A 21,013-nucleotide genomic window follows, 5' to 3' on the forward strand; every position below is an offset into this window, starting at 1 on the left:
CCGAGATGGACACCATCCTGTACACGCTGTGCGCGGCCGCCGGCTGGCTCGCCTTCGGCTACATGCTGCGGCTCCAGCGACGCCAGCCGAGCCAGGTCCGAGGCGCGATCTGCGTGGCGCTCGGTGCCTTCGCCGCCGGAATCACGCTCGCCATCCCGCCCATCGCGGCGGGCATCGACTCGGCGTCCGGATTGTCGAACCTGGCCAAGGTCATGTCTCACGGCTGCGCCATGACGATCGCCGCGAGCGCCGAGAACATGCTCCTTCACCTGTCCCTACCGCCAGCGAAGGCAGCAGCCCGCAGCCGGATCTGGGTGTGGGTCACCGGCAGCGCCTTCCTCGTCATGGTCGCCCTGTTCACCTACACGCTCACCTACGACGAGCCGGTGCTCCTGACCGTCGAGTACGCGCGGGATCCCGCCGTCACCGCGTACCTGCTGATCTTCATGCTGGTCGGCTTCTTCGCCTACTGCACCGACATCGCCCGGCTGTGCTGGCGATTCGCCCGCATCTGCGGGCGGCCATGGTTGCGCCGCGGTCTCCGCCTCACCGCGGTCGGCGCCGCGTTCGCGCTGCTCTACAGCACCAACAAGATCGTCTACCTCGTCGCCTACTGGCTCGGTTACCAGCCGGCCGGCGAGCGGGAGATCGCCTCCGTCCTAGTCACCATCGGCGCGCTACTCATGATGATCGGCTTGACCATGCCGGCGTGGGGCCCGATCTTCACCATCACCCGACGCTGGGACGACTACCGCTCGTACCGCCAGCTCGAACCGCTGTGGCGGGACCTCGTCGCCGCCCTGCCGGAGCTCGAACTCGACCCCAGCCTGCGGCGTCCGCTCGGCGCCGCCCGCGACATCGACTACGCCCTGACCCGGCGTGTGGCCGAGATCCGCGACGGCCGACTGGCGCTTCGCCCGTACATGGACGTCAAGGTGACGGAGCTGGCCGAGCAGTTCGCCGAGCAGGCCGGCATGAGTGCTGACGAGCAGCGAGCCAACGTCGAGGCGGCCCACCTTGCCTGCGCCCTGCGCCGCCACCGGGCCGGACTCATGGCCGCGGTCCCCCAGCCGACCGACGAGCTGCACCGCCCGGAAGGCGGCTACGCCGGCGAGATCGGATGGCTGGCCCAGGTCACCACCGCCTACACCCGATCCCCCGTAGTGGCCCGGACGCTCGTCGCGGCCCGGCTCGCGGCCGCCCAGGATGCCCCGACCTCCCGGGTTGGAGAAGCCCCACGATGAGAAAGCGCTACGCCAACCTGGCCCACATCCGCACGCTGGATCCCGAGCGTGACTGGCTGGAGATTTACCAGACGACGCTGCGGCTGGAGTTCCCGTGGGACATGAAGCTGGGGCTAAACCTGGCGTTCAACCGGTCGTTCTCCATCCCGGCCATCGCCGCGGTGCACGTCGGCACCGGGGAGTTGACCGAGCGCACGCAGAAGCGCATCGACGACACCGGCCTGCTGATGTACGAGATGGTGCTCAACGGCTTCGACCAGCCGCGCGGTCGAGACGCGCTGCGCCGGGTCAACCAGATCCACCGCCCGTACGACATCCCCAACGAGGACTACCTCTACGTGCTGGGCTGCCTGGTGGTCATCCCCACGCGGTGGCTCAAACAGTACGGCTGGCGTCGGCCCTGCTGCCACGAGCGGCGGGCGACCTTCCTGTTCTACCGGGAGCTGGGCCGGCGAATGGGGATCACCGACATCCCCGACTCCTACGAGGAGCTCGAGGTCTGGTTCGACGCGTACGACGCTGCTCACCTGACGCCCAACGACGAGGCTGCAGCGATCGAGCGCGCGACCCGGTCGCTGCTGCTCGGCCGGATCCCCCGGCCCCTCGCACCGTTGGGCGACGGGCTGGTCAGTGCCATGTACGACGATCGGCTGCGGCGCGCGACCCGGGTTGACGCACCGGCAAGACCGATCCGGGCCGGCCTGCACGTGGCGCTCAAGCTGCGGGCCCGGCTGCAACGGTCGTTTGGGATCCCGCCGAACACGCCCTTGTTCTCCGAAGGCATCAAGACCAGGACCTACCCCGATGGGTACGAAATCACAAAACTCGGCCCGCCAACCCTAAATTCGTCCGACGCGTGACGGGTTGAACGTCACGTGCTTCAAGTGAATCTTCCCGCCTTCTTGCATCAGGAATAATGAAACGACATGGCGCTCGGCGACTTGCTGGATGCCCATACTTGCGATGTCCCTCGCGAAACTCTGGGCTGGGAAAACCAAGATAATGTGAGTGCCATCCGACCACGTCCCAACCCCATCCACCTCAGCCTGGCGGGCGAGGGGTTTTTGCATAATGTCCAACACGGTGGCCACTGTGACCGGAATCTGGAATGCGGCTGTAGCGGTCGCCAGCCAACCATCAGGCTTGAGGCGTTGCAGCTCATCAACAAAGCGGCGCACACGAGCGGTAGTTTTTATCCGCAAGGGAGGAACAGAAAGGCCTCGCCCCTCGAGATACGCATACCGCTCATCAAACTCAAATTGATGCGGCATATGCATTATATATCCTGGGCTTTGATCAAACATCGCGAGTCGCTGCTCCAAGTCGACCTGGTAAAGATAAAGCGAGAGCATCTCGAGCTCATCAAGTACCATGAGCCGCGGATGGGCGACCCACCGCTCGCGAAATTCCAAGTAGCCTAAGAGCTCCGCCGGACGCTGCAACGTATCAGTGACGACGTTGAGATATGTTGCTCCAACAATCCAAGGCCTAGAGCCTGTTCTTATAACTCCCCAGTCAATCAACCTATCGACGCGAGTCCCAATGCCCGCAAGGCCGTCGAGCGTCGGCAGTAATTGGTAACACCTACGAACTCGTGAGCCGTCCACTTCAAATAGTGGACGACCGCCACGGGGTGATTTATAGAACTTCGCGGGACGGCCGCCGATAACATATTCCGAGTCTCGATCCAACTGGGAGCTTCCCTCGCTGATCAAGAGCTTGAGTTGCGTGATGTACTGGCTAACCCCACCTCGCCGTGCAGCAGTTTTCAACGGCGCACCCTTGCCCTCAATCAAGATGACGACATCACCGTAGAGCAGAACTCCGTCTACCTCCGCCCTACCATTTTCCATTTCGATGAAGACTTGATTGTAGCCTCTGCTGCCAGGTAGGACTTGCAGGAGTAGATCGAGTACATGTGCATCCACTGCGTCCGCCCGAACACGCTCCCAATTTTTAACTTTCTTCGACAAGAGGGCCTCGACAGTTAGATGCAGGTCGGTGGTGAGCGCCGCCGGATGCACCAAGAGGGCAACCTCGGCCCCTGCCCGCCCCAAGGGTGCCGGCAAAATCATAAATGGCTTGGTCCGCTGCGGGACATCCACAAAGACTGAAGTGAAGGCTGCGGCATCGCCGGGCCGTAGACTTAAGTCTTCCACCAGAGTGCGAGCACGAGCGTTTTCGGTACTAGATTCCAGCTCGTCTAGAGGGACAGCCATTGCCCACGGCAACACCCCGAGTACGCCCTCATGCCAAAGGCGCTTAAAATTTGCGCTTGCTACACCGATGTTCGACGGCGTTTCGTCGAGCACCTCAGCAGCCGCATCCCAAGCCGCCGTAAGCGCAGGCGTCAGCCTTTCGTCCCACAAGTTTTTAACAGCGGTACTCAGGTTAACCAAATCAGCAACTTCGTAGCCAAACCGCTCAACAAGAGTCCGCTCTTTGCCTCGCGCCAGCGATATGGCCAATGATGCCGCGTGCGCGATGTACGCGTCCCCTCGGTAAACAAGCCATCGCTCAAGCATTTCTCTGCGGAATGTAGACTCGGGCGAGGTCTCGTTCGCATAGCCATAGGCAAGGTTCAAGGTATAGGCCCACATCCGCACCTCTTTGGCGGCGTCCGCTACGATCCGCCATTCATTGGCCGAGCAGGGTTTCCACTCTTCCGGAATAGGGGAAGAAGCTACGATACTGACAACCAGTTCTAGATCTAGATCTTTCGGCATAGCGTCAGGTTCGTAGTATGAACCCCAACGCTCTGCGCGCGTCAAGAAAATCATGCCGCATACCAGCGGTAGAGGGTCAATGCCTTCAACTAGCCTCTTCAAGCGCTCAACGGCAGCTTGCTGATTTTCAGTAAGGCGATTGATTGATGCTGTGGCCAGAGCTCGCAGCTCTTCAACAGTCTCTCCAGCGAGAGACTGCACTTCCTCTACACCATCACGCTTAACCATGGCCTTGAGAGATTGCAAATGCAAAGAATGATAGGCTTCAGCAAAGGGGTCACCCGAGGCCGCAAACCACTCAAGGTAATCTTCGAATCCCTTAGCGGCGGAGAATGTCGGCGACTTTCGGTTTCGCCGATTCCGCGTCACTTCATCAATCTGTTCACGAGTCGGCTGCAGCCGCCCTGGGCTTTCCTTCGAGGTAACGGCCAGCGGAGCAGTCGTCGACGGCCGCCGAGACTTGCGACGGTTTTTGCCCATAGTGAATGATGTCATAGCGAACGCGGAGACGCCACCTATCAAACTCCGAGCCGACCCGTGTCAGATAGGTGACGGAGACTGGAAGAGTCTCCGGACGACAAGTCGTCATCGCGGCGACGGCCTCCGGATGGCCGCTATCTTCCGGTTCCAACTACTTGTAGCTACGACCTTTACTACATCGCCGGCCTTAGGTGCCTGAATTAAGTACTGCTGGCCGCTCCGATCGTCGCCGATGTACATGCCGACGTGACCGGGCCGGGACATTGTGCCGTCGGCGCCAGGGATGAAGATCAGATCACCGCGCTGCATCGCCGCCAGCGACGAGACAGCGACGCCAGTGTGCACCTGGTCGGCGGTCACCCGAGGGATCCGTACTCCCCCCTTGGCCCAGGCGGCCATCATCAGGCCCGAACAGTCGTAGCTGTCGGGTCCTTCGGCGCCCCAGACGTACGGCTTGCCGCGCTGGGCCAGCGCGAACGCGACAACGGCCCGAAGCTGCGGGTCCGCCGGCAGCATGAAGCCCTCCGGCAGGCCCTCGTCGTCCACCGGCGGCATCCCGTCACCGCCGTCACTGGTACAGACGATGTCCAGGCCGTCGCTGATCGCCGCCACCAGTTGCTCGGCCTCTGACTGCCACCTCGCGTACGCATCGGGAAACGCCGAACGCTGCACCGCTTGCGCAGCCTGGGTGAGGGGCCTGGTCTGCCAGCCGTCGATGTCGAGCAGGCGCTCGTAGAACTTCCGGCTGGCGTATCGCGGATTCAGGATCTGCTCGGGTGTCCCCCAGCCCTGGCTGGGACGCTGCTGGAACAGGCCGAGTGAGTCGTGGTCGTTGTCCGCGCCGAGGTGGCCGAGGTTACGCAGGGTGGATTCCTGCATCGCGGTGGCGACGGCGATTTCCCAGCCGTAGCGCGGCACATTCAGCTCAGCGCCGACGGCGACGATGGCGGCGGCATTGGCGACCTGCTCGGAGGTCCACGAGCCCTGCTCGGGCCAGACCGGCGGCGTGGCTGTCGCATCGGGCGAGGTGCTGGGTGGGCTGATGTTGCAGGCCATTGCGGGGTCTGCGTTCAGGATCGAGACTGGGACCATTACGACCAGCGCCATCGACGCCAGCACAACAACGACGAGTCCGCCCACAACGATCAGCCAACGGCGGGTCATCGCAGGCCGGCCAGGCGGATCTCGTAGCTGGTGACTCGCCAGCCTGGACCGACAGCGCCGCCGCGGCGCAGGGCGCAGTAGACGACGCTGTGTTCGGTCCGACCGCGCCAGCCACGTTCTCCCACCTGGGTCGCATTCACCTGGCAGGCCCGCCGAGCGGTGATCCCGCCCTCGGCCGCCGGTGGCACGTCGGCGAAGGGCGTCACGAGGGCCTGGATGTAGGCGCGGTGAGCGGTCCAGGTCGTCCAACGGCCGTCATGGTCGGCTGCGGCGCTCTGGCCGACCAGGGTGCCGCTGGCGAATCGCATGGCCCGCCGATAGGCGTCGCCCGGTCGCGCGTCGCGGCGGGTGTCGGCGCTGTAGACGGACATTACGAACCGTTGGCACACCTGGCCCGGGTCTACATACCAGAAGCCGGGCTGCGTGGGCGGCGGCACCGGGACCGCCACGATGGCCGGCACGGGAACGGACGAGCCGCCAGCGCTCGGTTCGGGCGGTGTCGGCTCGGTCTTGGCAGCGCAGCCGGTAACGGCCAGCGCCATGATCACTTCCGCCGCGACTCGTTGTGGCGCATTCATGGCACGACCCTGTCGGGCCGTCGGGGCCGTTACCGCTGCCGTTGGCCGCAAGCAGCAGCGGTAGCGGAGAAGGCCACTCCGGCATCAACTCTGCCGTCAGCAGCTCCTAGCCAGGGTCCGTGGCAGACGCCCGCCCGGGTGTCATGACCGTCAGGAGATTGCTGTGCTTGCTCACCACCTCGCCGGCGCCGCGGCCGAGCTGTTGGCCGCTCCGACTCCGGCTCCTTCCCCTCCGCCGGGTCTGGAGAGCGCAGGCAACATGTTCATCGGCTGGATGAAGTGGATCCTCATTGTGGCGGGCGTCGGTGGCCTGCTCATCTGCGGGATCATGATGGCCGTCGGTCGACGCAACCGGTCGGCATTCGCTGCCGACGGCGCCGCCGGCATCCCTTGGGTGCTGGCGGGGTTGACGTGCGGGGCGGTCGCCGCGGTCGTAGTCGGCACGGTTATCCCGGGCTGAGCCATGACCTACGACGTCATCGACCGCGCCCGCCGCGCCACGCGCCGCCGGCTCACCACCATCTGCCTGACCGCGGTAGCACTCAGCGCTGCCGTGGCCGCCGCCGTTGTCGCCACCACGACCCCGAGCCGGCCTGCCGACTCACCCCCGGGTCGCGCGATGTCGACCTTCGCCGTCACCGGCGCGACCCCCGGTAGCGAGACGCAGAGGCTCACCGATCTCGAGTGGGTCGACGTCGCCGGTGTCTCGGTGCCCGTGTCGAGCCGCTCCGGCCCTCGCATCACCAATGGAGGGCAGGCTCGCGGGTTCGCGCACGACCAGGTCGGCGCGCTGCTCGCCGCCGTACACATCGTCGTACGCATCAACCCGCAGGTCGGCCCGGCCGTCTTCGGACCGACGCTGCGCGACCAGGTGGTCGGGCCGCATGCGGCCGCGATGCGGGTCCAGGTCGCGCAGGCGTACGACGAGCTGCGTGCACAACTGGACGGGCAACCGCTCGGACGCTTGAACGCCATCCTGCGGGGCTACCGCATCGTCAGCTACCGCGATGACGAGGCGGCCGTGCGGCTGCTGACTGAGGCGCCGGGCGCCCACGGCGTACCGCTGTTGGTGGTGGCGGAGGTGCGCGTGCGCTGGACCGGCTCCGACTGGGCGCTGCTGGCGCCCGCCGGCGGGACGTTCGAGCAGACCGTGATGGCGGCATCGGACGCCGATACCGCGACGTTCATTCCCTTCGCCGTAGGTGGGTGACCTGATGCCGCTCTGCAATCCGTTCCTGCCCGCCACCTGCTCCGGCGTCATTGTCGGCGGTGTCAACCCGGGCGCCTCGGTCCGCGACTCGATGGTCAACGGGATCCTCGACGGTCTGGCCAACGCAGTCCGGGAGGGGATCGAGTGGGTCGCCGGCCTGCTGACCAGCTGGACGTTGATCCCGTCGAACAATCTGTGCCCGACCAATGGCTCGGACCCGGGGCAGTGGGCCTCCGACTGGATGGCCCAGTGCAACTCCGCTGGCGGCCCGGCGCAGCAGCTGCGCGGATTCATGCTGCCGATGACGATTCTGGTTCTGGTCGGCGGCCTGGTCTGGCAGGGCATCACCATCGTCGTCAGCCGCCGGGGTGAGCCGCTTCTGCAGGCCGTACGCGGCGTCTGGAACACCGCGCTGTGGGGCAGCATCGGCGTCGCCGGCACCCACCTGGTCCTCAAGGCCGGGGACAGCTACTCGATGTGGCTGCTCAACGAGGCGATCTTCAAAGAGTCCAACAAGCCGCCCAACGAGGCGATGACCACGGCACTCGGTGGGGTGTTGCTCCCCGGCGCGGCGGTCGCGCCGTTCGTGATGATCCTCGTCGGCGTCGTGGTCATCCTCGCCGCCGTCGTGCAGACCATCCTGATGGTCTTCCGCGAAGGCTCGGTGGTCATCCTGGCCGGGCTGCTGCAACTGGCTGCGGCCGGATCCGTCAGCCGAGGCACGAGCCAGTGGCTGCAGAAAACCCTCGGCTGGTCGCTGGCGCTCGCGCTGTACAAGCCGGCGGCCGTGTCGGTGTACGCCACCTCGTTCGTGATGATGCGCGGCAACGGGCGGGACTGGCTGATGGGCCTCGGCATGCTCGCCCTGTCGGTGATCGCCCTGCCGGCGCTGATGAAGTTCTTCACCACCTTCACCGGCGGCGTCGCATCTGGGGGCGGCGGCCTCGGCATGGCCGGCGCCGGCGCGGCGGCCGGCCTGCACGCCGCATCGTCGGTGCGCGGTGCGATCGGTGGCCACAACGCCGGCGACCACGCCCGCTACCTCGACTCGCGAGGACCTGGTAGCGGCGGAGGCAGCGGTCCGAGCGGGGCGGTAACGGTCCCCTCGGCGCCCGCACCCACGAGTGGCTCCGGAGGTACGAGCGGTAGCGCGCCGAAGGTCATGACCGGGCCAGCAACGTCCGCAGCCACAGGGCCGGTCAGTAGCGGCACTGCCGCTACCGCCAGTGGTAGCGCCGCTACCGGGGGGATGGCCGGGGCCGGTGCGGCGGGGGCGGCGACCGGGCCGGCGGCGCCGGTGGTCATCGGCACCGTGCTGGCCGCCCAGGCCGGGGCAGCGGTCGCGAAGGCCGGCGCGAACACCGCGGGCTCGGCGATGCGGGACGGGAGCTCACCGTCGTGAGCAGCGAGCAGGCGCAGGTACGCACGTACGGCGGTTGGCGGCGCGCTCGCGGCATGGGTCTGTTCGGGCTCGGGCCGATGCAGACGTTCACGGTGCTCGCGGCGATCACCGCGCTGATCGTCTCCGGTTCGCTCGGACTGCGGGCGGTGGCCGTTACCGCCGGCCCGTGTGCGCTGCTGGTAGCGCTGCTGGTGCTGCGGTGGGACGGGGTGCCGCTGTCGGCTGGGATCGCCCAGCGGGTGCGGTGGCTGGTCGGCACGAGCCGCGGCTACACCTCGTACCGCTCCGGGGTGATGGTGGCCGGCGAGCACGCTTGGCAGCTGCCGGGCGTGCTCGCGCCCACCACCTTGCTGACCGTGGCCGACGAGAGTGGCGGCGGGTACGCGGTGGTCTACAACCGGCGGCTGGGCACGATGACGGTGACGCTGCGCTGCGCGGCGACCTCCACCTGGCTGGCCGATCCGGACGCTAGCGCGGCGTGGGTGGCCAACTGGGGCGGCTGGCTGGCGAACCTGGGCTACCTGCCGATCGTCGACCACGTCGCGGTCACCGTGGACACCGCACCGGACCCCGGTTCCCGGCTGGCCGACCACGTCAGCCGGCGGATCGTGCCGCACGGGCCGGCGTCGGCCCGGCGGGTGCTGCAACGGCTGGTGGAGGTGTCCCCGGCTGCCGCCGCCGACGTGGAGACCCGGGTGTCGGTGACGTTCAAGCCCGGCTCCTCCCCTAGCAAGCCCAAGAATCTCGACGAGGCCCTGGACGAGATCAGCCGGACCCTGCCGGGCCTGCAGGACTCCCTGGGCAGCTGCGGCCTGACCGTGCTCGACCGGGCCAGCGCAGACACCATCTCGGCCATCGTCCGTACGGCATTCGACCCGGCCGCCCGCGGCGACGTCGCCCGGCTCGCGGCTACTCCCGGACTCGATCTGGGTCGGTGGGTGGATTGGGACAGCGCCGGACCGGTGATGGCCGAGGAACACCTCGACCGGTACGTCCACGACTCCGGCACGTCGGTGTCGTGGGCGTGGCACGAGGCGCCGCGCCAGCACGTGCACGCCGACGTCCTCGCCCGGCTGCTCGCCCCCGGCCCGTACCCAAAGCGGGTGTCGCTTCTCTACCGGCCCTTCCCCGCCGGGGAGGCCGCGCGGATCGTCGAGAGCGAGGTCAACGCCGCAGCGTTCCGGGCGGCATACCACCGGGCGCAGAAGCGCGACGAGTCCGCCCGCGACCACGCCGACCGGGAACGGGCCCTGCAGACCGCACGCGAGGAAGCGACCGGCTCCGGCGTGGGCCTGATGTCGCTGTTCGTCACCACCACCATAATCGCCGCCGAGGACCTGGGCCGAGCGGTCTCCGACGTCGAGTCCCGCGCCGACGTGGCCAAGATCCGGCTCCGTCGGCTGCGCGCCAGCCAGGCCGCCGGCTTCGCCACCACCCTGCCCTGCGGCGTGTGCCCGCCCCAGCTGGCCCGCCACTGGCCCCACTGACCTCACCACCAGGAGAAACCCGATGCAGAGCACCGCTACCGCTCCTGCCTGGGGCGTGCGAGCGCCCGGCGCCGGCCGGGCGAGCCACATCGCCCCCGGCATGGAGTACCAGGGCACCACCGTCCAGCTGTGCGGCTTGTTCCCCTTCGTCGCCGGATCCGGAGCACCCACCATCGGCGTGCCCATCGGACGACACATGTTGTGGGGCGAGGTCGTCTGCCTCGACCCCCTCGAATGGCTCCGCGAAGGCCTCATCACCAACCCGGGGGTGTTCGTCCTCGGCCAGCCCGGCGTCGGGAAGTCCACCGTGGTCAAACGGCTCATCACCGGCATGACCGGGTTCGGCACCAGCGCGCTGATCCTCGGCGACACCAAGCCTGACTACACCCGGCTCGTCGAGCACCTCGGCGGGCAGGTCATCCGGGTCGGGCGCGGCCTGGACCGGCTCAACCCGCTGGACTCCGGCCCGCTGGGCAGCGCACTCGCCCGCATGGGCACCGCCGACGCCCGCCAACTGCGGCTGGAGATCCGCGGGCGGCGCATGTCGCTGCTGCTGGCGCTGTGTGCCCTCGTACGCGGACAGGCGCTGAACAACACCGAGGAGATCATCCTCGGGCGCGCCATCGACGTACTCGCTGATCGTCTCGACCGCGACCCGACGGTGCCCGACGTGCTCGGCCTAGTCGAAGCCGGCGCCGACGAGCTGCACGCCGCGGCCCGGGCGCGCACCGACGGCGAGTACCGCCGCCGCGTCGACCAGCTCGTGCCCACGCTGGCGCTGCTGTGTGAGGGCAGCCTGCGCGGGGTGTTCGACGGCCCGACCACCAGGCCGCTGGATCTGGACGCCCCAGCCGTCAGCGTCGACATCTCCCAGGTCGCCGCCGCCGGCGACCAGCTCGTCGCCGCGGCGATGCTCTGCACCTGGGCGTACGGCTTCGGCATGGTCGACGCCGCATCCGTGCTCGCCGACCAGGGCCTGGCACCGCGCCGCCAGTACCTCGGTGTGATGGACGAGCTGTGGCGGGCGCTGCGGGGTGCGTCCGGACTGGTCGAGCACGCCGACGCGCTCACCCGGCTCAACCGGCAACGCGGCATGGCCAGCGTGATGGTCACCCACTCCCTCGCCGACCTCGACGCCTTACCCACACCCGAGGACCGCGCCAAGGCGCAAGGCTTCATCGAACGCTCCGCCATCAAGATCCTCGCCGGACTGCCGCCACGCGAGCTGAACCGCGTTAACGACGTCATCAAACTGTCCGGACCGGAACGCGAACTGGTGGCGTCATGGGCCGCGCCGGAAGCCTGGCTGGCCGGCTCCGTGCACCCCGGCCGGGGCAAATACCTGATCAAAACCGGTGAGCGCAACGGACTGCCGGTGTCGCTAACCCTCGTCGGAGAGGAATGGGAGCTCTACGACACCGACGCGGCGATCCGGCAGGTGCAGCCATGAACACCCGGCCTGTCGAACCGCGCGGCACTGCCGGCGGGCCACTCACCCCGTTCCTGCTGCTCGGCCTGGTGTGGGCGGTGATCGCGCTGATGTGGCTGTCCTGGCTGGCGGGGCGAATCGCCGCCGCCGTGACTGGGCAGCCTGGCGCTGGCATGGGCTTCGGGTCCGCGTACCTGGAACACCTGCTGCGTGCCGACTGGGCCGCGCTGTGGCCCGGGGTGTCCCCCACTGCGGTCGGTGCCGTCTACGGGGTGCTGCTGCTGGGGCTGGTCGGCGTGGTCACCGTCGCAGCGGTGTGGTGGCAGGGACGCAGGCCGCAGGCGGAGGACCCACTGCCGTCGCTGGCTGGCCCCACCGAGGTACGGGCGATGACACTGCCGGCGGTCGCGGCCAGGGTCCCCCGCCTGCGGCCCAGCTTGGCCGGCATGCCGGTGAAGGAGATTCCCGCCGCCTCGGCTGGGGTCTTGCTCGGTGCGCACCGGCGTCGGCACGGCTCAGGTCCTCGGCTCTACTGCTCCTGGGAGGACGTCGTCCTCGCGGTGATGGCACCCCGCGCCGGAAAGACAACCGCTCTGGCCGTGCAGTCGATCCTCAATGCGCCAGGGGCCGCGCTCGCCACCAGCAACAAGCCCGACCTGTGGGCCACCACGGCCACCGCTCGGGCTGAGCGCGGCGCGGTGTGGGTGTTCGACCCGCAGTCCATCGCTCACGTACCGCAGAGCTGGTGGTGGAATCCCCTCGCCGCCGTGGAGGACGTCGAGGACGCCTATCGGCTGGCCAACCACTTCGTCCAGCAGGTCCGCAACTCCCACGGCAGCGACGACTTCTGGATCCAGGGAGCGCTGGACCTGCTCACCTCGCTGATCCTCGCCGCCGCGATCGAGGGCCGCACCCTCACCTCGGTTCAGGCATGGCTGTCGGACTCCACGTCCCGCGAGCCGGCCACGATCCTCAAGAGCCAGGGCTTCGGCGCCTCCGCCCGCGCCATGTCCGGCCGGCAAGCCGGCGCTCCCGAGACCCGAGAAGGGCTCTACGAGACCGCCCGCACCGCTGCGGCCTGCCTGGCCAACCCCACCATCATGGCCTGGGTCACCCCACCCAACCGGCCCCTGCCAGCGCTGGACGTCGAGGCGCTCGTCGAGAGCACCGACACGCTCTACCTGTTGTCCAAGGATGGCGCGGGTGCGGCTGCACCCCTCGTCGCTGGGCTGACAGACCAGGTGCTGCGCGCCGCGGTCACCGTCGCCGAAGCGCACGGCGGACGGCTCGACCGACCGCTCGTCGCCTGCCTCGACGAGGCCGCGAACATCTGCAAGATCAGAGACCTACCAGAGCTGTACAGCCACTTCGGTAGCCGCGGCATCATCCCGCTCACCATCCTGCAGTCCTACCGCCAAGGCACCCGAGTCTGGGGCGAGCACGGCATGGACGCGCTCTGGTCGGCGGCCACGGTGAAGCTGGTCGGCGCCGGCATCGACGATGCACGGTTCGCCGAAGACCTGTCCCGCCTCGTCGGCGAGCACGACGTCACCGTCGCCTCCCGTAGCCGCGACGGGCAGGGGCGCACGTCGTATCAGACCTCGGTGCGGCGCCAGCGGATTCTCGATGCCGCGCGGATCCGGGCGTTGCCGAAGGGCACGGCTCTGCTGTTCACCACTGGGTTCAAGGTGGCCATGCTCGACCTGCTGCCCTGGTACGACGAACCGAGCGCCGAACGGCTGACCAGCGCCGTCGCCGCATCCACAGCTGAGATGACCCGCCATGCGGAGCGCACGCATGCCGCGCGGCGGATTCGGATGGCGCAACGCTCCTGGCGAGGTTGGGACCGCTGAAGCAAGCTTGGACATCGGAGGTAGTCCATGGGCGCACCTCGACTCACTCTTCCGTCTTCCTCGACACGCGGCCTCGGGCTCGATTCCAAGCGGCTGATCGCGGCCGTCGAAGCCGCGGTTACGTACTACCGCGACCAGCTTGCACACGCCGATGGTCCTCACGCGTACCTCGTCGGTCGCGGTCTCGGTGTTCTCGTTGAACGGGAGTGGCCGTGGCGGGTCGGGTACGCCCCACCTGGCTGGAGCTCGCTAACGCGTCACCTGCGTGGAGTGGGATTCGGCGACGACGAACTGATTGGTGCAGGCCTGTCGACCCGCACTCGAGCGGGAGTGCTCATCGACCTGTTTCGGGACCGGATCGTGTTTCCGGTGCGCGATCTGGCTGGGCACGCAGTGGCGTTTTGGGCCGCGCCAGCCCTGGCGCCGGTGATGGCGTGCCGAAGTACATCAACAGCCCTGAGACTGCGATCTATGACAAGGGGCGGCTGCTGTTCGGGGTGGCGGAGCAGCAGGAGCGTCTTGATGCGCGATGGACGCCTGTCCTGGTTGAAGGGCCCGCGGATGTTCTCGCGGTGTGGCTGTCCTACTCACGGTCGGGCCGACCAGGCGCGGTGGCCCTCGCGCCCGGCGGCACCATGCTGACCGACCACCAAGCCGGGATGTTGCAGGAGCTGCCTGGCGCCTCAGAGGGGATCATCGCTGCGTTCGATGCGGATCCGGCCGGGCGTGAGGCAGCAGATCGGGCTTGGCAGCTGCTTCGGCAGCCTCGGGCGCCTGGGCCGCTGCTAGTGGCTGAGTTCGGTGCGGGCGCTGATCCGGCGGACTTGCTACAGGCGCCGAACGGGAGGGCCCAGCTGCGGACCGCGTTGCAGCGGCGAGCGCGGCCGATGCTCGACGCGGTGGTCGAGCACCGGTTCGCTCGGCTTATCGAGCGGCATCCCCGCTTGCTGGAGGACATAGATGGTAGATGCGCTGCGGTACGCGCACTGGTACCCCTGCTTTACGAAGCGACGGGTCCGGACGAGGCGGTCCGAATCGCCCGACGCATCGTAGCCCTCACCGGAACCGGGGTCGACACCGTCGCAATCGCCGCGCTCACTCACCTTGAATGCGTGCTGCACGGTCCCAAGAACGCACGTCTTCTCACCAGCGGGCGTCAGGCTGCCGGGATGAAGCGCCGGAAGGGCCCTGCGGGCGAGTGAGGCAGTCCGATCAGGTGAGTCCCGGACACCGGCTCGTTTCCGGCGAGGTGACTGCCGAGCAAAGAGGTCAGGCTCGCGGCAACGGCGGCGATGTCGGCGGCCGAGCCGTGGAAGGTGGGGACAGAACAGCCGCGGGTTGGGATGAGTTCGTCTTGAGCGGACACGTCCTTCCAGAAGGTGTGAAAGGACTCCAATGCACCGTCTGCGGCGACGGTTCTGCCGGTCTGCTGGTCAATGCTGTTCGGCCCGGAGGGGTTGGTGGGGTGGCTGACGGTGAGTAGCCCGAGACTGCTAGTCCCTGCATCCGTTGCAACCTGGGCCAGTAGTGGATGGCCTGCGGTTGTGGCAAGTTCATCGAGCAATTGGCCGATGGCGCGGGAGATGGTGGCGTCGACGATCAGGCAGGTCTCACCGAGAAGGGTGGCTAGGTCGTCCGGAATGACACCGGTGTGCGCCTCGACCACGATGTCATCGCGGATGGCGATGAGGCGCTGACGCAGCGCTTCGGCCTTCGCCTCACCGATATTGTCCTCGGTGAAGTCCTGGCGGACGAGCAAACCTCCGGTAACGGTGCCGGGGTCGCAGAGGATGAGGCGTTTCGCGCCCGCGCGGGCGATGAACTCCGCGATCCAGGATCCGAGGCCTCCGCAGCCCCAGATTTGGATGGTCTTGCCTTGGTATGCGTTGGTGGGGCGGTAGGCGTCGCGTCGGGTTGTGACGCTGTCGCGTTCGTCGGACACGGTGCACCACTCCACGGGGGTCTGATTGTCGAGCATTCCGGCGTCAATGTTGAGGATGGGCTCGCGGCGGTCTCGGACGCGTCGGCGGAGCTCGTCGGCTGCCACGGCGGGCACTTGGCCTGCCAGAAGGTGTGGAGGTCCACCGGTTGGGTGCGGGATCGCGAGGATGAACGCTTGCGGTGCGCCGGCGGGGTTCCGACTCGCGGTAGCCGCGAGCGCCGTGAGGAAGGCCGCTGCCTGAGGCAGCGGCGGCGACGCGGCAAAGGCACCGGGCGTGATCGTGGTGTCGAGCAGCGTCAGCAGGTCATGCAGCCGGGTACCCGCTCCGAGAGGCAGCGGGTCCGCTACCTGGAAGACCATGGTCCGGCGGTGGTTTGGGTGACCGCCGCCGTAGTGGAGGTCTTCGCGCCGCGCAGACCGCACGGCGAGGAAGGCGGGCTGTACCCTCACAGGCTTGCCGGACGTGCGAACGACGATGGTGGGCGTGCCGGGCGTGTGATGAAGGATGCCGCCAACGGCATGGAACAGGGCCGCGTCGGGGTCGAACCGGGCCGCCGCGGCGTCTGCCAGCCAGTCGTACAACCGGTCAATCGCACTGGCGAAGCCACGCTGGGGGTTCCACTCTCGCGCGGCATCGAGGTAGATGCACAGCCGCCGTCCCTGGAGCACGTGCGGATAGCCGACGAAGCGGTAGTGATCGACTTCGACAAGCGGTGGCGATAGTCGGTTAGGGCCGATTCGCAGCAGAAACTTCTCCTGCTCCTGTAGCGGGAGACCACGGGGTGCGCGGGCCAGGTCGCTGGTCCGCAGGCGGATGCGCGCTTGAACGAGCCCGAGACCAATGAGCCGGGGTCGGTCGAGGAGCTGAAAGTCGTCCGGAAAGGCGGCTGCGACAGCGCGCAGTTCACGGACGGCAGTATCCTGCCAGTCCGTGAACCGGTTGCGCGCCCGCCTAGTCACCAACGGTGCAACTCGTTACCCGGCTCGACCGGAGCGGCCGGACGAGGAGATGCCGGGCGGTTCATCCCCGGTGGTGACCCCGCCCGCTGCTCCGGCGTCCCCGAACTTGGTGCTGGACGAGGAGGTCTCCGGCGCCTGGAACTTGTCGCCGAAGAGCCCTTGCCACTTCTTGACGCTCTTCTCCTCGTCGGTCTCGTGGTAGGCGTCGTCGATCTCGGCAGCATGGGCGTGAATGCGGTCGCGGAAGTAGGAGTAGGTCTCCTGACTCCAACGGTGGTCAAAAGTGACCGACGGGTTAGAGGGGTCGGCGATGGACGGCTTGATCCAATTCTGCTGGAGCCACTGGTCGAGGTCATAGACCATATGCAGCAGAGCGGTGGGCAGGTCGCTGTAGTAGCCGGGATCGCTAATCCTCTTCCACTCGGAGACCTGCTCGCCGAGGAGGGTGGTGATGAGGATCGACTTGGTCCCGGTGAACGAGTTCTTGTGGTCGCGCAGGAACTTCAGCAGGCGGATCACTCTGCGGAGATTGCCGTTGGCGATCTTGTCCTTATCCTTCATCCACTGGGTGAATCCGGAGGGATTGGTTGTCTCGAACTGCTCGTTGTCCCGGTTGATGATCACCTGGCGGCCGTCGTCGAGGATGACGTACGGGACGATGTCGACGTGCATCTGGTTGTTCGCGTACTCGACGTAGACGCAGCGGCACTTGCGGTTGTGCGGCATGTTGCCGTACTTCGAGTGGTGGTGGATGACGTGATAGACGGCGTTGATGTACTCCTGCACGTCCTCTGACCAGTCGGTCTCCTCCTTCATCTGGAGGAGGAAGTCCGCGTCGAACGGCTTGCCGTTCTGCGGGCTGATGATCGTCTCCTGCGCCCAGGAGCCCTGCGGGATCTTCTTGACGATCCGCGGGCCGAGGTCCGGATCCGCGTTGAGGGCCGCGTAGATTGCGTCGACCCGGTCGGCGAGGAGATCCAGGTTGAACTGGCTGAGGTTGACCGTGTTCTTCAGGAAGTTGCTGAAGTAATCAGTGTGCTTCATCGGGCGTCCCCCATGGCAATCGGTGGTGAGGCGGCAACCGGCATGTCCGCGCTGGCCGTGCATGCGTGTGCGAGGTCGAGTCGGTGATTGGTCACGTGTTGACCTGGATCACGGGCGTGTAGGTGTCGTTCTGCCGCTCGTACACCTCGGTGGCAGGCTGGGCGCCGCGCATAAAGGCGCGTCCCATCTCGATCGCCGGGGTCAGCGGTGCGGCAGCGAGGAGGTGCCACCTAGTTGCTCGGGGGCAGGTTTTCTCGACGTCTGCGAGCAGAATCCGCCAGCGGTCGGCGAAGTTACGCAGCGTATTGGGGTGCGAAAACAGGCTCGGTCCGAAGCGATCTGCCTCGGGCCGGATCTCGAAGTACGGCATCCCCTGAAGCGCGTCCGGAAAGTTGGCCTTCTGAACCTCGGCGGTGAGTGAGGCGGCGAGCACAACCTCCCTGGCGGTGGAGCCGATGGTGGCCCTGGTGGAGAAATCGTGGATCGGCGCGCTGGCGTCCCAACGCCAGCCCTGGTCGCCGTCGCGGTGTTTCTGGTAAAGCCGGGTGTCGGTCTTGTCGTCCAGGCGAGAGCCCAGGTAGACCAGCAGCGGAATCGGGGCGATCGCGAAGATGGACAGGTGCTCGACCTCGCCGCTCGCGACCGCCTGCTCGACGAGCCCGAGCGTGGCGTCGATCTCTTCCTGGGCCGCACGCCAGTAGGTTGGGCGGTTCGGGTCACCGGCGATCGTGCACAGGAAGTCGCCCCGCCAGCGGCTGTCGACAAGGCCGAGGTACCCATCGGCGAGTAGCGCATCGGCGGTCTGCCGCTGCGAGGCCAGGGCCGTGACTCCGCGGACCAGGCCGCCGACGCGCAGCGCGGCGGTGCGCCGCATCCCGCCGCTCGTTGCGGCTACCCGAACTCGGTCTTCGTGCTTCTTCTTCAATTCCCGAAGCCGCTCGGTCGTGAAGTACGGCGCGTGGTCCTCGTTGTCGATCAGTCGGTGGCAGGCGTGGCAGAGCAGCAGGAGGTTCTCTTCGGCTTCCCGGTCCGCGATGTCCTCGGCGAGGCCACGCGGCGAGCCCTCGGTGGCGGTGGCACCGACGTTGTGGGCTAGTTCGCCAACCAGCATGGTATGCAGGTAAGACCGGCTGCCGAGCAGCGTCGCGGAGCACATGACACAGCAACCGGCGGCCCTCGCCCACACGGCGAGCCGGACCGTGTCCTTGATGTCTCCCCGCTTGACCGAGGTGTTCCGGACCTGCTTCGACACGAGTCGGATGGTACGGAGGCGGTACGACAGAACTGGTTGCTCGCTAAGCCAGCACGATCGGGCCAGTTCGCCTCCATGCACGGATTGTCATATAAGCAGCCGATTGGTTAGCCGGGTCACGACGTAGCCATAAACCGATGTCACGCTCCCTGTACGGCTGCCGATGAACTACCCCACACGGGCGCTTGTCTCTAAACGGCAGAGCTCCCGGGCTGCGGCAGCCCTGCCGGACTTATGCCAAAGCTCGGGAGACTGCAAGCGATCTCGCCAAAGAAGTGCGCCGATGGACGCCTGACACCGTTCGCATCAGTCGAAGAGCTCTTCGTACTTGACCTTGATGCGCCCGTGGTAGCTGTCGACCACCAGGTACCAGTCGTCGTCGTACGGCACCTCGAGGACTACCGGGCTGACGTCGAAGAAGCCGCCGTGATACTCGTACTCGTCGCCGTCGAGGTATGCCTGGTACTCGTCGGCGTCCATCACGCTCACCCGCGCGGACGAGCCGCGCAGATGCACTGCGAGTTGCGTGCCACCAGCGCGGCCGCCGAGATCGAACCATAGGTGCTCCATAGGCGACTACTAATAACCGACGGCGTGGCGTACGTAAAGGTACCCGTCCATTTTCGAACATGATCCCTGCTCCCGGTTTCGATCGGAGCAAGGAGGTGTAGTCGACGAGACAGCGAGCAGCGCGGCCGCTGGGGCCACCTGTTACTGCCCTGACCAGGGAGGATGCGACGGTGCGCCACGAACATCACGTCTTCCGCAACCCGCCGTCGTCCACACCGGCTGAGGTACACGCCGCCCTCGACCGCGGCGACTTGTCCGCCGCGCTGGACGCCATGGTCGGCACCGCCCTGTACAGCGACGGTGACTGGAGAGACATGCAGGAGCTGCATCTTCAGTTGCTGGGAAACGAGGACCACCAGGTCAGCGCTCTCGCCGCGACGTGCCTTGGGCATGTCACGAGGGTTACCGTCAACTGAACGAACGCCGAGTAGTCGTCGCCCTTCGCCGAGCCCGGTCATTGCCCCACATCAGGGGCACTGCCGACAACGCGCTGGACGACATCCGTCTGTTCCTTCACCGCGTTGAGCGCGGTGGCGCCGGCGCGTCTGGACGGCCGTCCGCCCCTGGACGTGGATCTGACTCGCACGTCCCAGCGCGTGCGTGCACCGTGCGTGTGAGCGATGCGCGGTGGAGCGCCCCGGTGGTCAGCTCTGCTGGTAGTTCACCGCGGCGAACCCGCACGGCTGGTGCAGGTGCAGGTAGTAGGCACCCTCGCCGTACTCGTCAAGGTCTGCGCCGCCGATCAGACCGACGTAGTCCATCGGTTGGCCGCACCCGGGGCAGTCGGCGTGCTCGGCGTCCTGGATCCAGTCGGGCCAGCCGCCCAGCGTCGAGCCGCCCTGCTCCCACGCGCTGGCCTGATAGCGGCTCTGCCGGGCCTCACCGAGGGCTGGCGTCAGTGCCGGCGGATCCTCCGCCGCAGCGGAGCCCAGGTAGCCTGGGCGGGTGTTGCCGGGCCACCAGACAGTGTCGCCGGCCGGCGTGACCTCGCTGTACAGCGTCGTGTAGCAGGCACAGAAGTGGCACGTCTCGATCACCAGCCGGCCAGACCAGCCCGTGTGCCTCAGCGCCGCGGCGACGGACGGGTCCGCGGTGTCCAGCTCTGCAGCCGTCCACAGCGGCGACGCGCACCACGGACAGGTGGGACGGTCCGCGCGGCGCGGAGCCTCGCGCATGCCCCACCGATACGCGCTGCTGCCGCACAGGTTCCGCCGACGGCCGTCCGGGCCGACCGTCCAGCCACCCTCGCGCGCGTAGGTCAGCGCACCGGCGTACAACTTGTCCGCGCCAGCCGGCGGCTGCGTCGACCAGCGGCGCAAGGCGTTCTCGGCCAGCGGGTGACCTGAGTGCGCCAGAATGAGCAGTAGGTGGTTGAGCCGGTCCGGCGTCCGGCCGCCGTCGATGCGCTCGACGACGTGGTGAACCACGTCACCGTCCGCCGCCCGGTACAACTTCGCTGGCCACAACACGTCCCGGTCGAGCAGGGAACCAAGGTACGGCGTCAGCCTTACCGGATCGGTGTCCGCGATGACGGACAGCTCCTCGACCGCGTCGTCGTCCCCGACGGAAGCCTTGCTGATCAACTCCTCGATCACGAGGAAATGCTAGCCACGCCGACCAAGAGGCTCACGCGACGGACCAGGCAGGGACGTCACCCCATACACGGGCTTGC

18 protein-coding genes and 1 pseudogene are annotated in these 21,013 nt (G+C 67.3%); 11 read left to right on the forward strand and 8 right to left on the reverse strand.

Annotation, left to right across the window (positions count from 1 at the left end; genetic code table 11):
- Nucleotides 1-5: 5 nt before the first annotated feature.
- Nucleotides 6-1,244 carry an MAB_1171c family putative transporter gene (locus O7607_RS00830; RefSeq protein ID WP_209961265.1) on the forward strand — a complete coding sequence of 413 codons (1,239 nt, stop codon included), beginning with the start codon at nucleotides 6-8 and terminating at the stop codon, nucleotides 1,242-1,244.
- The gene (locus tag O7607_RS00835) at nucleotides 1,241-2,104 is read left to right on the forward strand and encodes an oxygenase MpaB family protein (RefSeq protein ID WP_269700331.1); all 864 of its coding nucleotides are present in this window, start codon (nucleotides 1,241-1,243) and stop codon (nucleotides 2,102-2,104) included. The genes O7607_RS00830 and O7607_RS00835 overlap by 4 nt, the downstream gene beginning before the upstream one ends.
- Here O7607_RS00835 and O7607_RS00840 read toward each other — a convergent pair.
- The 3 genes from O7607_RS00840 to O7607_RS00850 all read right to left on the reverse strand — a co-directional run bounded on the left by O7607_RS00840 (nucleotide 2,084) and on the right by O7607_RS00850 (nucleotide 6,192).
- Entirely contained in the window at nucleotides 2,084-4,450 is a 2,367-nt protein-coding gene (locus O7607_RS00840) for a hypothetical protein (RefSeq protein ID WP_269700332.1), read from the reverse strand. The genes O7607_RS00835 and O7607_RS00840 overlap by 21 nt on opposite strands.
- A 105-nt stretch (nucleotides 4,451-4,555) precedes the next feature.
- Complete coding sequence (locus O7607_RS00845) at nucleotides 4,556-5,557, reverse strand: C40 family peptidase (RefSeq protein WP_269700333.1); 1,002 nt, start codon at nucleotides 5,555-5,557, stop codon at nucleotides 4,556-4,558.
- A 53-nt stretch (nucleotides 5,558-5,610) separates the two neighbouring features.
- Nucleotides 5,611-6,192 carry a hypothetical protein gene (locus tag O7607_RS00850; protein WP_262016001.1) on the reverse strand — a complete coding sequence of 194 codons (582 nt, stop codon included), beginning with the start codon at nucleotides 6,190-6,192 and terminating at the stop codon, nucleotides 5,611-5,613.
- A gap of 259 nt (nucleotides 6,193-6,451) precedes the next feature.
- Here O7607_RS00850 and O7607_RS00855 point away from each other — a divergent pair, with 259 nt between their 5' ends.
- The 8 genes and pseudogenes from O7607_RS00855 to O7607_RS00885 all read left to right on the forward strand — a co-directional run bounded on the left by O7607_RS00855 (nucleotide 6,452) and on the right by O7607_RS00885 (nucleotide 14,775).
- Entirely contained in the window at nucleotides 6,452-6,652 is a 201-nt protein-coding gene (locus O7607_RS00855) for a hypothetical protein (protein ID WP_227457385.1), read from the forward strand.
- A gap of 3 nt (nucleotides 6,653-6,655) precedes the next feature.
- Complete coding sequence (locus O7607_RS00860) at nucleotides 6,656-7,402, forward strand: hypothetical protein (RefSeq protein ID WP_269700334.1); 747 nt, start codon at nucleotides 6,656-6,658, stop codon at nucleotides 7,400-7,402.
- A 4-nt stretch (nucleotides 7,403-7,406) separates the two neighbouring features.
- Nucleotides 7,407-8,804, forward strand: a complete 1,398-nt coding sequence (locus O7607_RS00865; protein ID WP_269700335.1) for a hypothetical protein — start codon at nucleotides 7,407-7,409, stop codon at nucleotides 8,802-8,804.
- Nucleotides 8,801-10,291 carry an SCO6880 family protein gene (locus O7607_RS00870; protein ID WP_269700336.1) on the forward strand — a complete coding sequence of 497 codons (1,491 nt, stop codon included), beginning with the start codon at nucleotides 8,801-8,803 and terminating at the stop codon, nucleotides 10,289-10,291. Before O7607_RS00865 ends, O7607_RS00870 begins: the two co-directional genes overlap by 4 nt.
- A 22-nt stretch (nucleotides 10,292-10,313) precedes the next feature.
- The gene (locus O7607_RS00875) at nucleotides 10,314-11,741 is read left to right on the forward strand and encodes a hypothetical protein (RefSeq protein ID WP_269700337.1); all 1,428 of its coding nucleotides are present in this window, start codon (nucleotides 10,314-10,316) and stop codon (nucleotides 11,739-11,741) included.
- The gene (locus O7607_RS00880; RefSeq protein WP_269700339.1) at nucleotides 11,738-13,573 is read left to right on the forward strand and encodes a type IV secretory system conjugative DNA transfer family protein; all 1,836 of its coding nucleotides are present in this window, start codon (nucleotides 11,738-11,740) and stop codon (nucleotides 13,571-13,573) included. Before O7607_RS00875 ends, O7607_RS00880 begins: the two co-directional genes overlap by 4 nt.
- A gap of 27 nt (nucleotides 13,574-13,600) precedes the next feature.
- A pseudogene (locus O7607_RS30530) lies at nucleotides 13,601-13,963 on the forward strand (hypothetical protein); the annotation flags it as partial.
- A gap of 44 nt (nucleotides 13,964-14,007) precedes the next feature.
- Nucleotides 14,008-14,775 (forward strand): toprim domain-containing protein, encoded by a 768-nt coding sequence (locus O7607_RS00885; RefSeq protein ID WP_332367292.1) that lies wholly within the window; start codon nucleotides 14,008-14,010, stop codon nucleotides 14,773-14,775.
- Here O7607_RS00885 and O7607_RS00890 read toward each other — a convergent pair.
- From O7607_RS00890 to O7607_RS00905, 4 genes are all read right to left on the reverse strand, one after another.
- Nucleotides 14,730-16,475, reverse strand: coding sequence for a ThiF family adenylyltransferase (locus O7607_RS00890; protein ID WP_269700343.1), 1,746 nt, complete (start codon nucleotides 16,473-16,475; stop codon nucleotides 14,730-14,732). The genes O7607_RS00885 and O7607_RS00890 overlap by 46 nt on opposite strands.
- Nucleotides 16,476-16,490: 15 nt before the next feature.
- A complete protein-coding gene (locus O7607_RS00895) occupies nucleotides 16,491-17,519 on the reverse strand; it encodes an SMODS domain-containing nucleotidyltransferase (protein ID WP_269700344.1) in 1,029 nt (342 codons plus the stop codon).
- A 91-nt stretch (nucleotides 17,520-17,610) separates the two neighbouring features.
- Nucleotides 17,611-18,771, reverse strand: coding sequence for an SAVED domain-containing protein (locus tag O7607_RS00900; protein WP_269700345.1), 1,161 nt, complete (start codon nucleotides 18,769-18,771; stop codon nucleotides 17,611-17,613).
- Nucleotides 18,772-19,077: 306 nt separating this feature from the next.
- On the reverse strand, nucleotides 19,078-19,341 hold the full coding sequence (locus O7607_RS00905) for a DUF1883 domain-containing protein (RefSeq protein WP_269700347.1): 264 nt from the start codon (nucleotides 19,339-19,341) through the stop codon (nucleotides 19,078-19,080).
- 170 nt (nucleotides 19,342-19,511) lie between these two features.
- On the opposite strand from O7607_RS00905, the gene O7607_RS00910 reads away from it, so the two are divergent.
- Nucleotides 19,512-19,757, forward strand: coding sequence for a hypothetical protein (locus O7607_RS00910; RefSeq protein WP_269700348.1), 246 nt, complete (start codon nucleotides 19,512-19,514; stop codon nucleotides 19,755-19,757).
- 228 nt (nucleotides 19,758-19,985) lie between these two features.
- Here O7607_RS00910 and O7607_RS00915 read toward each other — a convergent pair whose 3' ends face one another.
- Entirely contained in the window at nucleotides 19,986-20,936 is a 951-nt protein-coding gene (locus tag O7607_RS00915) for a hypothetical protein (protein ID WP_269700350.1), read from the reverse strand.
- Nucleotides 20,937-21,013 lie beyond the last annotated feature (77 nt).

This window comes from Micromonospora sp. WMMA1949 (assembly GCF_027460145.1).
In the GTDB taxonomy this organism is placed as follows: domain Bacteria; phylum Actinomycetota; class Actinomycetes; order Mycobacteriales; family Micromonosporaceae; genus Micromonospora.

Bases quoted from the DNA above. Each gene is read 5' to 3' on its own strand.
- O7607_RS00830 (WP_209961265.1), top strand. From the start codon at position 6: ATGGACACCATCCTGTACACGCTGTGCGCGGCCGCCGGCTGGCTCGCC.
- O7607_RS00835 (WP_269700331.1), top strand. From the start codon at position 1,241: ATGAGAAAGCGCTACGCCAACCTGGCCCACATCCGCACGCTGGATCCC.
- O7607_RS00840 (WP_269700332.1), bottom strand. From the start codon at position 4,450: ATGGGCAAAAACCGTCGCAAGTCTCGGCGGCCGTCGACGACTGCTCCG.
- O7607_RS00845 (WP_269700333.1), bottom strand. From the start codon at position 5,557: ATGGCGCTGGTCGTAATGGTCCCAGTCTCGATCCTGAACGCAGACCCC.
- O7607_RS00850 (WP_262016001.1), bottom strand. From the start codon at position 6,192: ATGAATGCGCCACAACGAGTCGCGGCGGAAGTGATCATGGCGCTGGCC.
- O7607_RS00855 (WP_227457385.1), top strand. From the start codon at position 6,452: ATGTTCATCGGCTGGATGAAGTGGATCCTCATTGTGGCGGGCGTCGGT.
- O7607_RS00860 (WP_269700334.1), top strand. From the start codon at position 6,656: ATGACCTACGACGTCATCGACCGCGCCCGCCGCGCCACGCGCCGCCGG.
- O7607_RS00865 (WP_269700335.1), top strand. From the start codon at position 7,407: ATGCCGCTCTGCAATCCGTTCCTGCCCGCCACCTGCTCCGGCGTCATT.
- O7607_RS00875 (WP_269700337.1), top strand. From the start codon at position 10,314: ATGCAGAGCACCGCTACCGCTCCTGCCTGGGGCGTGCGAGCGCCCGGC.
- O7607_RS00880 (WP_269700339.1), top strand. From the start codon at position 11,738: ATGAACACCCGGCCTGTCGAACCGCGCGGCACTGCCGGCGGGCCACTC.
- O7607_RS00895 (WP_269700344.1), bottom strand. From the start codon at position 17,519: ATGAAGCACACTGATTACTTCAGCAACTTCCTGAAGAACACGGTCAAC.
- O7607_RS00905 (WP_269700347.1), bottom strand. From the start codon at position 19,341: ATGGAGCACCTATGGTTCGATCTCGGCGGCCGCGCTGGTGGCACGCAA.